This is a genomic window from Nonomuraea jabiensis, assembly GCF_014204795.1.
GTDB classification, from domain to species: Bacteria; Actinomycetota; Actinomycetes; order Streptosporangiales; family Streptosporangiaceae; genus Nonomuraea; species Nonomuraea jabiensis.
This window is the reverse complement of record NZ_JACHMB010000001.1, coordinates 1352888-1364575: the sequence shown is the minus strand read 5'-3', so window position 1 is coordinate 1364575 and position 11688 is coordinate 1352888. Positions and strand designations below refer to the sequence as shown.

10 protein-coding genes are annotated in these 11688 nt (G+C 71.0%); 7 read left to right on the top strand and 3 right to left on the bottom strand.

What is annotated here, in order from left to right; translation table 11 throughout:
* Positions 1–138 precede the first annotated feature (138 nt).
* Positions 139–2613 (bottom strand): tetratricopeptide repeat protein, encoded by a 2475-nt coding sequence (locus HD596_RS05695; RefSeq protein WP_185068261.1) that lies wholly within the window; start codon positions 2611–2613, stop codon positions 139–141.
* 181 nt (positions 2614–2794) lie between these two features.
* On the opposite strand from HD596_RS05695, the gene HD596_RS05690 reads away from it, so the two are divergent.
* Positions 2795–3250: a carboxymuconolactone decarboxylase family protein gene (locus tag HD596_RS05690; protein ID WP_185068260.1), complete on the top strand. Its 456-nt coding sequence runs from the start codon at positions 2795–2797 to the stop codon at positions 3248–3250.
* 93 nt (positions 3251–3343) lie between these two features.
* Positions 3344–3820 (top strand): iron chaperone, encoded by a 477-nt coding sequence (locus HD596_RS05685; protein WP_185068259.1) that lies wholly within the window; start codon positions 3344–3346, stop codon positions 3818–3820.
* Between the two features lie 49 nt (positions 3821–3869).
* On the opposite strand, the gene HD596_RS05680 is transcribed toward HD596_RS05685, so the two are convergent.
* The gene (locus HD596_RS05680; protein WP_185068258.1) at positions 3870–5687 is read right to left on the bottom strand and encodes an RNA polymerase sigma factor; all 1818 of its coding nucleotides are present in this window, start codon (positions 5685–5687) and stop codon (positions 3870–3872) included.
* A 325-nt stretch (positions 5688–6012) separates the two neighbouring features.
* Here HD596_RS05680 and HD596_RS05675 point away from each other — a divergent pair, with 325 nt between their 5' ends.
* The 5 genes from HD596_RS05675 to HD596_RS05655 are packed head-to-tail and all read left to right on the top strand — an operon-like array spanning position 6013 to position 9939.
* Positions 6013–7059 (top strand): ABC transporter ATP-binding protein, encoded by a 1047-nt coding sequence (locus tag HD596_RS05675; RefSeq protein ID WP_185068257.1) that lies wholly within the window; start codon positions 6013–6015, stop codon positions 7057–7059.
* On the top strand, positions 7052–7732 hold the full coding sequence (locus tag HD596_RS05670) for an ABC transporter permease (protein WP_185068256.1): 681 nt from the start codon (positions 7052–7054) through the stop codon (positions 7730–7732). Before HD596_RS05675 ends, HD596_RS05670 begins: the two co-directional genes overlap by 8 nt.
* Positions 7729–8421, top strand: a complete 693-nt coding sequence (locus HD596_RS05665; RefSeq protein WP_313042895.1) for an ABC transporter permease — start codon at positions 7729–7731, stop codon at positions 8419–8421. Before HD596_RS05670 ends, HD596_RS05665 begins: the two co-directional genes overlap by 4 nt.
* A gap of 38 nt (positions 8422–8459) precedes the next feature.
* Positions 8460–9398 carry an ABC transporter substrate-binding protein gene (locus tag HD596_RS05660; protein WP_185068254.1) on the top strand — a complete coding sequence of 313 codons (939 nt, stop codon included), beginning with the start codon at positions 8460–8462 and terminating at the stop codon, positions 9396–9398.
* 58 nt (positions 9399–9456) lie between these two features.
* Entirely contained in the window at positions 9457–9939 is a 483-nt protein-coding gene (locus tag HD596_RS05655; protein ID WP_313042893.1) for a flavin reductase family protein, read from the top strand.
* Positions 9940–9943: 4 nt separating this feature from the next.
* Here the strand turns inward: HD596_RS05655 and sppA are convergent, their stop codons facing one another.
* Entirely contained in the window at positions 9944–11641 is a 1698-nt protein-coding gene (sppA, locus tag HD596_RS05650; RefSeq protein WP_185068253.1) for a signal peptide peptidase SppA, read from the bottom strand.
* Positions 11642–11688: the final 47 nt, after the last annotated feature.

The window sequence follows — 11688 nt, the reverse complement described above, 5'->3', positions numbered from 1 at the left end:
AAGAGCTGCCCGGCGTCTCCACGATCTTCGGTTGACGATCGGATTCTCACCCGCCCCAGAACGGCGAGTCCAGGGTTCTGCTCATTCTGCGCAAGGATTTTTACCGGGACCGAATCTGCGTGGCGATATCCGCCGGCGTCAGGTTGCCGGTTTGAGCTCCTGGAGGATGGCCTGGCCGGCCGCGCGGTGTTCGGCGGCCGTGGGTGGGTCGCTCTCGTCGAGGACCGCGGCGACCCCCTCGTGGGCCAGTGCCTCCGCGTACCGGTAGCCCAGTTTCGGGGCCAGCTCCAGCGCCTGCCGGTGCAGGCTCAGGGCCTCCTCGGGCAGGCCCGCCAGCCGGCAGGTCTCGGCGTAGCCGTTGAGGAAGTGGATCTTCCAGTGCTCCTCGAACAGCTCGTCCAGCAGCGCGAACGCCTGCCGGTGGCTCGCGAGCGCCTCCTCGTACCGGCCCATCTGCCGCAGCGCGACGCCCATGCAGTTGAGGCACCACGCCTCGTTGTGCTTGTGGCCGTCCTCGCGGGCCAGCGTCAGCGCCTGCTCCAGGTGCTCCAGCGCCTCGGCGGGCGCCTCGGGGGCGATGGCCACGCCGAGGGTGATCCTGGCCGTCAGCGTGGGCGGCCAGGCGGGGTCGGAGTGCGGGACGTCCAGCGCCGCGCGGGCCAGCCGCGCCGCCTCCTCGCGCTGTCCCAGCTGCAGCATCGCCCAGGCCTCGTACGCGGTCGCGTGGACCGTGCCCGTCGGGCAGCCGGCGTCCGCGTACAGCTTGCCCGCCAGCCGGAAGAGGTCGAGCGGCTCCTCGACGTAGCCCTCGTCCCATCTCAGGTAGCCGCGGCGCATGGTCAGCTCGGCCTCCGACCTGGTGGCCCCGGTCTGGGACACCAGCGGCGCCGCCGCCTCGTACGCGGCCTCCGCCTCCGCCATCCGGCCCGCGTTGTACCGGGCGAAGCCCAGGTCGCTGTGCGCCTCGGCCAGCTGCACCGGGTCGCCCAGGCGCTGCGCGGCCACCAGCGACCGCTCGAACAGGACGTTGAGGTGCGTCGTGCCGCAGCGCCGCGCGAAGAACGCCCGCATGAAGCGCGGCAGCTCGCACACGTGCGCGTCGGCTCCGGCGGCGACGGCCGCCTCGAAGACGGCCATCAGGTTGGTGTACTCGGTGGCGAACCAGTAGAGGGCCGCGTGCTTGTTGGCGAATTGCGGCAGCTCAGGGGGAGGCGGGCCCGCGGAGACCGTCCGGTCGGGGGACAGGTACGACATGGCGGCGTCGCCGGCGGCCGCCGCGTGCACGTAGTAGTCGAGCACCCGGCGCAGCGCCTGATCGAGCTCCGCCGGCGAGTCCTGCTCGGCGGCGGCCCGGCGCGCGTGCTGGCGCACCAGGTCGTGCAGGCGGTAGCGGCCGGCCGCCGGCTGCTGGACCAGGTGCGCGTCGAGCAGGTCCTCCAGCATCGCCCGGGCGCTGCGCAGCGGTATGTCCGCCAGCGCCGCCGCCACGTACTCGTCGAAGGTCGAGCCGGGCATCAGGCCCAGCAGCCGGAAGAAGCGGCGCTGCGACCGGTCCAGCTGCCGTACGGACATCGCGAACGCCGTGTCGAACTCCGTGGCCCCCTCCGCCATGCGCTCGACGAGGATGCCCACGGTCCAGCCCGGCCGGTGCCGCAGCCGGGCCGCGGCCAGCCGCAGGGCCAGCGGCAGCTGGCCGCACAGCCGCACCACCTCGGCGGCGGACTCCGGGTCGCGGGACAGCCGGCTGTCGGGCCCGCCCGGGTCGCCGCTGGCGCGGGCCAGCAGTTCGGCGCTCTCCTGCGGGGTCAGCACGTCCAGCGACACCGGGGGCACCTCGTCCAGGCCCAGCAGCCGGTTGCGGCTGGTGATCAGGGCGACGGAGGGGCCGGCGCCGGGCAGCAGCGGGCGGACCTGGTCGGCGTCGGCGACGTTGTCGAGGACCACGACGGCCCGCCGGTGGGCGAGCTCGGAGCGCCAGCAGGCGGCCAGCGGCTCGATGCCGCCCTCCTGCGGGATCTTCTCCGAGGGGACGTCGAGGGCGGCGAGCAGGGCCCGCAGCGCGGGGTCGGGTCCGAGGGGCTCCCGTCCGGCGGTGAACCCGTGCAGGTCCAGGTAGAGCTGGGCGTCGGGGTAGCCGGCGCCCAGCCGGTGGGCCGCGTGCACCGCCAGGCAGGTCTTGCCGACGCCCGCCATGCCGTCGATGGCGACCACCCGGCTGCTGTCCACGGCTGCGAGCACGGCGGCGAGCTGGGCTTCGCGTCCGGTGAAGTCGGGCACGTCGCGCGGCAGGTCGTTGCGGGGCGGGCGGGGCGCTCCCGCGGGCGGCGAGGGGGGCTGGACCTGGCGGCTGGTCTTCGGGGGCGCGGGCAGGGGGTTGGAGGCCCGTTCCCACAGGGGGCGCAGCGGGCGGGGGTCACGCTTGAGGAGGCGGCAGAGCGCGACCACCGCGGGCCAGGGAGGCACCGTCTGCCCGCTGAGGTAGCGCGACAGCGACGACGAGCTGAGGCCGGCGTCCCGGGCCAGGGCCCGCACGCCGCGTTCCGACAGCTCCTGGAGCAGGCGCAGGCGGGCGGCCAGCTCGTCCTGCGGGTCGGCCTTCTGTTGCGCAGCCACCGTTTCCCCCGTCTTTCTGTCCCACACCGGCGGAAACTTCTCGAGGACGGTCGTTGCTGGTCAGAGCCATTTCAACTGTCCCAAAGTGTCCCATCGACGTCGTCATGGTAGCCCTCCTCCGGCTGTCATGGAGTCACGCCCCCGAGGGAACGGGGCGCAGACCTGAAAGAGGAGAAACCCGATGCAGCCTCGTATGCAGAACCCCGCCATGATCCTGTCCGGCGCGATGCAGCCCATCCAGCAGATCTTCAAGGCCGTGCACTCCGGCGGGGTGGAGGGGGAGACGCTGGAGCTGGTGCACCTGCGGGTCAGCCAGATCAACGGCTGCAGCGCCTGCGTGGACGGCGGCGTCAAGACGGCCCGCAAGGCCGGGGTGAGCGAGGAGAAGCTGGCCACGGTCGCCGCCTGGCGGGAGACCCCGTACTTCACCGATGAGGAGCGGGCGGCGCTCGCGCTGGCCGAGGCCGCCACCCGGCTGGCCGACCGCGCCGACGCGGTCAACGACGAGGTCTGGGACAGCGCCGCCACCTACTTCGACGAGAAGCAGCTGGCCGCGATCGTCCTGATGATCGGCGTCACCAACCTGTTCAACCGGCTCAACGCCACCACCCGCCAGATCGCCGGCGCCTGGGGCTAAGGGCATGACGCTTCCCGGGCGGCATACACTGATCCGCCGCCCGGGGCCGCAACCTCGCAAGACGGATGATTCACGGACAAGGAGAGTCTCACCATGAGCGAAACGAAGAAGACCACCAAGACCACCGCGGCCGGCGGCACGTTCGACGGGTTCACCGATGACGAGCGGGCCGCGATGAAGGAGCACGCCCAGGAGCTGAAGAAGGCCGCGCGCCGCTCTTCGGCCGCGGACAAGGCGGCGGACGCGGAGCGGGACGTGCTCGAGAAGATCGCCGAGATGGCGGATGAGGACCGGGTCATCGCCGAGCGGATCCACGCCATCGTCAAGGCCAGCGCCCCGTCCCTGTCGGCGAAGCTCTGGTACGGGCAGCCCGCCTACGCCAAGGACGGCAAGATCGTCTGCTTCTTCCAGCCCTCGCAGAAGTTCAAGACGCGGTACTCGACCCTCGGCTTCAACGACCCGGCGAACCTCGACGACGGCACCATGTGGCCGACCGCCTTCGCGCTGACGGAGCTGACCGCCGAGAGCGAGGAGCGGATCAGCGCGCTCGTGAAGCAGGCGGCGAGCTGAGGAGAACTCCGCTCGCCGCGACCCGCCCGGCCGTCGCCGGGCGTACGGGTCACGGGTGGAGGAACGCGGGCATCGAGAAGAAGACGATCATGGCGATCGCCACGCAGACCAGGAACCCGACGACCTCCCAGGCCCAGTCGAAGTGCCGGTCCTTGCGGCGGCGGGGCTTCTCGGGCCGGGCCGTGTACGCCGGGCGCTTCTTGGGCACCGGACGGGGGCGGACCGGGCGCGGGGCCAGGAGCGAGGGCTCCGGGGAGAGCGAGGCGAAGGTCCCTTGGGGTTCCTCGTCGGGCGGGGCCTGGGTCTTCCTGCTCGACGAGGAGGAGGGCCTGGGCAGAGTGGGGGGCTTCGGGGGCGCCTTGTCGTACAGGGGCAGGCGGTAGACCGGTTCGGCGGGCCTCGCGGGCTCGGCCGGCTTGGGGGTGCGCCCGGCCGGCTCGGAGGGCTTGGCGGGCTTGGTGCGCCTGGCGGACTTGGGCCGAGGGCGGAAGAGGGGCGCCGCGTCGCGGGCCGGCTCGTTCGTCCGCGGCGGTTGCTGGAGCGGGCGGGCGGGGCCCTTGTGCACCAGCACGTCGGGGTGCGGGTCCCTGGGGGCCAGGATGTCGCCGTCGTCGTCGTCCGAGAACGGCTTGGGGAGATCCCTGGGCAGGATCACGTCGCCGGTCGCGAAGGGCTCCGCGGTGTCCCTGGGTAAGATCACGTCGCCGGTCGCGAAGGGTTCCGGACCGCCGAAAGGCTCGTCGGGCGGGTCCTGGAAGAACGGATGGATGTAAGGCGGCACTGGGGTCCTCCCTGCGAAGGGTGGAGCTGTCTGTGGTGTGCCGGGCTGATCGGGCCGTGCGCCGTCCACCGCCGCCAGAGGATCTCTGAGAGACGGGGTGGGACCCAGCGGATCGTGCAGACGCTGGGCGGAGGCCAACGGGTCCCTGAGGGGGGAGCGGGCGGTCGAGGTCGTGTCGTCTCCGAAGAAGGAGACCGGAGTCGAGCTCCGGCCCTCTCCGAAGAAAGTCGGGGCTTCTCCGAAGGGAACGTGCGAGGTCGGGACTTCTCCGCGGCGCGGTGCGGATTCCGGGGAGTTGTTCAGCTTGGGCATCGGGGCCGTCGTGGCGGCGTGCTCGGGCACGTGCGACGGCGACGGCGGCGTCAGCAGCTCGGCCGGGAAGATGACCGTGCTGGTCGCCGGGTCCGCGTCCGCCAGGGGCTGCGGCCACATCGGCGGGCTGGGCCAGCGGGGCTTGACGAAGAGCGGGGCGGGACTGGCGGAACGGGAGCCCGCGAAGTGGATGCGGAGGGCTCCGGGTGGCTGCGCCCAGGGGAGGCGGCCGATGATGTCGGCGAGCGGGGCCACGCCCAGGGCGCCGTACACGTCCGCCACCGGCTTGGGCACGCGGACCCCCGTCGAGGAGAGTGCCGTCACCAGGGCGTGCCGGAAGTGGTGGGCCGCTCCCACCGCCATTTCCTCGGCGGTGTCGGGGGCGACGTCGAGTACCCATGCCAGCTCCGCCTTGCTCATCCCGCAGACCGCGCACAGCACCAGCACTTCGCGCTGGTGTGGCCGCAGCTCGCGGAAGGTGCGCTCGACGAGGGCGGAGGCCGGGTCGATCAGCGGATCGATGGAGGGGGGCGCGTAGACGATGTCCCGCCGGCGGATCTCGCGGCGGGCGAACGCGTAGAGAGCGGCGCGGGGCGCCTCGGCGGCGGAGGGAACGCCGGCGACGCTGGAGAACAAGGTCACCAGTACGTCGGACGCGGAGCCTAGGTCGCCGAGCTGGTCAGCGCAGTACGCGAACAGCCCAGCGGCATGGCGGTCGTAGAGCTCTGCGATCAACTCGGCGCGTCGGCGCTGATCGGTGAGCGGCTGAGACACGGGGCCGGATCCTCTTGCTGTGAGCGGACGCTGAGGTGAGGGGTGAGGGGCTGAAGTTCGTGACTTTCATTCGGGATGTTCGTCGGAACTTTGTGGAGGTATAGGTCACAAGTTCGTGGAGGTAATCATGCCAACACACCACGGTCCGGCGCACTACCACTTCGAGATTTGGGGTAAATATCCAGCTCAACTGAAGCGTTTCAGCGGGATCCCGGGACGACACGGTGGTCCGGATCGCCGTAGTCTGTGCTGCGATAGATCATGCGGCGGTCGTGGCACGGGGGCTGCGACCCCTGCCACAGAAGCCTGAAGCGAGAGTTCGCGCGTGATCACATTCGACGCTGTCACCAAACGCTACCCAGACGGAACGGTCGCCGTGGACCGTCTCGACCTCGAGGCGCCCACGGGAGAGATCACCGTGCTCGTCGGCCCCTCGGGCTGCGGTAAAACCACGTCCCTCCGGATGATCAACCGGATGATCGACGCCTCCGAGGGCCAGATCCTCCTCGACGGCACCCCGGTCCAGGGCATCGACCCGCCGACGCTGCGGCGCGGCATCGGGTACGTCATCCAGCAGGCCGGCCTCTTCCCGCACCGGAAGATCGTCGACAACATCGCCACCGTCCCCTACCTGCTCGGCTGGGACAAGAAGAAGGCCCGCGCCAGGGCCATGGAGCTGCTCGAACGGGTCGGCCTCGACCCGGCGCTGGCCGGTCGCTACCCCTTCCAGCTCTCGGGCGGGCAGCAGCAGCGCGTGGGCGTGGCCAGGGCGCTGGCCGCCGACCCGCCCGTGCTGCTCATGGACGAGCCGTTCAGCGCGGTCGACCCCATCGTGCGCACCAGCCTGCAGGACGAGCTGCTCAGGCTCCAGTCCGAGCTGAACAAGACCATCGTGTTCGTCACGCACGACATCGACGAGGCCATCAAGCTGGGCGACCGCGTGGCGGTGCTGCGGGTGGGCGGCAAGCTGGCGCAGATCGCGGCCCCCAAGACGCTGCTGTCGGAGCCGGCCGACGACTTCGTCAAGGAGTTCCTGGGGCACGACCGGGGGATCCGGCGGCTGCAGTTCATCTCGACGGGCGGGCTGCGGCTGCGTACCGACCTGACCGGCCTGACCGACGCCGGGGATGAGCCGTGGCGGCTGGTCGTGGAGGACGGCAGGCCGACCGGGTGGGTCTCCCGGGATCGGCCCGACGAGCTGGAGCCGTACGGGACGTTCGTGTACGGGCGCGACTCCATGCGCACGGCCCTCGACGCGGCGCTGCTGTCGCCGTCCGGCTGCGCGGTGGCCGTGGACGAGCAGGGCAAGGTCGTCGGCGTGGCCACCAGGGAGACGCTCGACCAGGCGCTCGCGGAGGCGGCAGATGGCTGACGGCCCTCCTTCCATATGGGAATGGATCGGGCGTAACTGGGATACCGGCCGGGTCGACAGCATCAAGAACCTGCTCATCGACCACCTGACCATGTCCCTCGTGCCGATCCTGTTCGCGCTGGTCGTGGCGCTGCCGCTGGGACTGGCCTGCGTGCGCTGGCGCTGGCTCTACCAGCCGACCGCCGGCTTCATGAACGTCGTCTACGCGCTCCCCTCGCTGCCGGTCTTCATGCTGCTGATCTCGGTGACCGGGCTGTCGCAGGCCACGGTGATCATCCCGCTGACCTTCTACGGCATGGCCGTGCTGATCCCGGCCGTCGTGGACGGGCTCGGCTCGGTGCCCGACCACGTGCGGCAGTCGGCGGTCGCGATGGGGTTCACGCCGCTGCGCAGGCTGCTCGCGGTCGAGCTGCCGATCGCCGTCCCCGTCGTGCTGGCGGGGCTGCGGGTGGTCGCGGTCTCCAGCATCAGCCTGGTCAGCGTGGGCGCGCTGATCGGGCAGGGCGGGCTCGGCGGGCTGTTCACGCGGGCCTACCAGAACCCGTTCATGCCGCCGGTGATCGTCGGGATCGTGCTGGTCGTGGCGCTGGCGCTGGTCGCCGACGGGCTGCTGGTGCTGGCGCAGCGGCTGCTCACTCCATGGGTACGGGCCCGAAGGGGGCAGGGATCGTGAGCTGGCTCACCGCGTTCTTCGGCTGGCTGACCGAGTTTTTCGGCAACGGCGCCAACTGGTCCGGCCCCGACGGCATCCCCATGCGCCTGCTGGAGCACCTGGAGTTCTCGGCCCTGGCGCTGGCCCTGGCCGTGGCGATCGCGGTGCCGCTGGGGCTGCTGATCGGCCACACGGGCCGGGGCGAGGTGCTGGTCGCCGTCACCGCGAACCTGGCCAGGGCGCTGCCCACGCTGGGCCTGCTGGTGATGTTCGTGCTGCTGCTGGGCACGGCCTCGAGCTGGCCGGTGATCATCCCGCTGGTGCTGCTGTCGGTGCCGCCGATCCTGGTCAACACGTTCGAGGGCATCAAGGGGGTCGATCCCGAGCTGCGCGACGCCGCGTACGGGATGGGGCTGCGCGGCGGGCAGGTGCTCGGGCAGGTGCTCGTCCCGGTCGCGCTGCCGCTGATCCTGCTGGGCTGCCGGCTGTCGGCGATCCAGGTCGTGGCCACCACCACCGTCGCCTCGTACACCGGGCTCGGCGGTCTGGGGCGGTTCGTGATCGACGGTTTCGCGACGAAGGATTACGCGAGCGTCGTCGGTGGTTCAGTACTGGTTGTGCTGTTTGCCCTGGTGGTCCAGATATTGTTCACGCTCGCCCAGAGAGTGACGGTCTCCCCGGGGGTGAGCCGACGGCTTAAGGTCCGCTAGTCTCCTGTATTACCTCCCGCTTAGAAGGGAAAAGCAAGATGGGACGCAAGTACGGCATCGCCGGGGTGTTCGTTTCGGCGATGCTCGCGCTGGCCGCCTGTGGCGGTGGCGGCGGCAACACTGGAGGAAACCCGCTCGACACCTCGAGCGCGGCCCCCAGCGGTTCGGCTTCAAGCGGGGGCGGGGGCGGGGGCAAGGCCGTCATCGGATCCTTCGACTTCGACGAGAGCGTGCTGCTCGGGTCGATCTACGCCCAGGCGCTGGAGGCCAAGGGCGTGCAGGTGGAGGAGAAGCCGCGCATCGGCAGCCGCGAGGTCGTCATCGACCAGGTCAAGAGCGGTGGCCTGACCATCGTGCCCGAGTACAACGGCAACCTGCTGGCCTTCGTCGACCTCAAGAACACGGCCGCGACCACCGACGAGGTCAACGCCGCGCTGAAGGAGAAGCTCCCCGCCGAGCTCGAGGTGCTCGACTCCTCCCCGGCCGAGGACAAGGACAGCCTGTCCATCACCAAGGACACCCAGACCAAGCAGTCGCTGAACACCATGGAGGACCTGGCCAAGGTCTCCAAGACCTTCGTCGTCGGCGGCCCGCCCGAGTTCAAGAAGCGGTGGGAGGCGCGGTTCAAGGAGGTCTACGGGATCGAGTTCAAGCAGTGGAAGCCCACGGGCCCGACCACGGCTGACGCGATCAAGGACGGCACGATCCAGGTCGGCAACGTGTTCACCACCGACCCCAAGATGACGGCCAACAACCTCGTGCCGCTGCAGGACCCCAAGAACATCTTCCCCGCCCAGAACGTGACGCCGCTCCTCAACAAGGCGGCCGCCACCGACACGATCAAGACCACGCTGAACGCCGTCTCGGCGAAGCTCACCACGCAGTCCCTCCTGGACATGATGCAGAAGATCTCCGTCAACAAGGACGAGCCCGGCACCGTGGCCAAGGAATGGCTGACCTCCAACGGCCTCGGCTGACGCCGCCTTCCGGTGCGGGTCCCCGCCGTCCGGGGGCCCGCACCGCTAGGTTCGTGCCGTGAGCGAGTTCACGGAGGCGATGGCGCAGCTCGCGGCCGGGGTGGCCGTGGTGACCGTACGCGATGGGCGCGACGACCTGGGCGTCACGGTGTCGGCGCTGATGTCCGTCTCGCTGGAGCCCCCGCTCCTCCTGGTGAGCCTGGCCAGCGGCGGCTACCTCAACGAGGTCCTGCTCCGGCAGGACCGCTGGGCGGCCTCGCTCCTGTCGTCCGGCCAGGCGGCCATCGCCAGCCGCTTCGCCACCGCCGGCCGCCCCAGCGCCCGGCTGCTGCTGGCGGGCACGCCGCATCACCGGGGAACGCACTCCGGCGCGCTGGTGGTGGAGGGCGGGGTGGCCGCCCTGGAGGCCGAGACCACCACAGTGGTCCCGGCCGGGGATCACACCCTCTTCATCGCCGCCGTCCTCGCGGTCCCCTACGTCGAGCCCTCTCTCCAGCCTCTGGTACGGCTCCGCTCCCGCTACCGCCCGGTCGGAACGTGAGCGCTCAGCGGATCACGTACCACGTGGGGAGCAGCAGCGGGCCCGCGGCGGGGAGGCCGAGCTCGGCGGACAGGCGGGCGAGGGGACCCCACCCGTCCAGGCGCAGGCGGGCCAGGGCGGCGGACTTGTCCTCGCTGGAGTCGGGGCCGCGCAGCCGCTCCAGCGGGTTGAGCCGGGGGTAGGCGCGTACGGGGGCGTCGTCGGAGAGGCCGGCCCGCTTCCTGGCCAGGGCCAGCGCGTCCTCCAGGCCGCCCAGCTCGTCGACGAGCCCGCTGGCGTGCGCGTCGGCGCCGGTCCAGACGCGGCCGCGGGCCAGCTCGTGGGCGCGCTCCCGGGTCAGGTCGCGGCTCGCGGCGACCTTGCCCACGAAGTCATCGTAAATTCGGTCGAGCCAGGCGTTCACTCGCTCCCATTGCTCGGGGGAGAAGCTGCGAGAGGTGGAGAACATTCCGGCGTTAGTCCCGGACGCCACCATTTCCGAATTTATGCCGATTTTTTCGAGCATTTCTGCCACGACGGGCTTGCCGCCGTACACGCCGATCGAGCCCGTCAGCGTGCCGGGCTGGGCCACGATCACGTCGGCGGCCATCGCCACGAAATAGCCGCCGGACGCCGCCAGGTCGCCCATCGAGACGATCACCGGCTTGACCTTGCGCGTGAGGGTCACCTCGCGCCAGACCGTGTCGGAGGCCACGTACGAGCCGCCGGGGCTGTCCACCCGGAACACGACCGCCTTGACGTGCTCGTCCCGCCGGGCCGCCCGGAAGGCGGCGCTGATCGTGTCGGAGCCCATCGCCCCGCCCCCGCCGAGCGGGCTGCGCCCGCTGCGGCCGGTCCTGATCATGCCGGTGCCGTGGATGAGCGCGATCCCGTCCGCCGTCGGGTGCGGCAGCTTCCGCACGGCCGCGCCCCTGGCGTACCTGGACACGTACAGCAGGTGCGAGTCGTCGCCCGCCGCCTGCTTGACCTGCTCGTACACCTCGTCCCGGTACGCCAGCCCGTCGACCAGCCCGGCCTCCAGCGCCTCGGAGGCGGTGAACGGACCGCGGTCGATCAGCTCCCGCACCTTGCCCGGGTCGAGCCGGCGCCCGTCGGCGATGCCCGCGCTGAGGCTCTCGGTGACCGACTCGACGATGCGCCCCATGGACTCGCGGTGCGGCTCGGTCATGTGGTCCTGGGTGAAGGTGTTGACGGCGGTCTTGTACTCGTGCCGCTGCCCGGCCTCGTACCCGACACCCAGCTTCGTCAGGGCCCCCTTGAGGAATCGCTGCTCCAGCGCCACCCCGGTCAGCCCGACGTCGCCGCTCGGCTGCAGGTAGACGCGCTCGAACGCGGTGGCCAGGTAGTACGGCACCGTGCCGCCGCCGAACTCCCCGAACGTCTCCGAGAACGCGACGGTCAGCTTGCCCGACGCCCTGAACTGGATCACCGCCTGGCGCAGCTCCTGCACCATGGCCAGGCCCAGCGGGTTGCCCCCGATCTTCACCACCAGCGCCTTGACCCTGGAGTCCTGCCTGGCGCGCTTCAGCCCGGACAGGACGTCGGACAGGCGCGTCTTACGCATGGACAGCACCGCGGCGAGCGGGTCCGTCGGCGGGCCCTCGGTGAGGCCCTCTGTGAGATCGAGCTCCAGCACCAGCGGGGCCGTGCGCCGCTGACGAAGCTTGTCGACGGTTTCGAAGATCGCCTTTCCTGCCTCCATGAAGACACCCTAAGCGACCCAATACGAAATGGGTTTGGGGATCTACA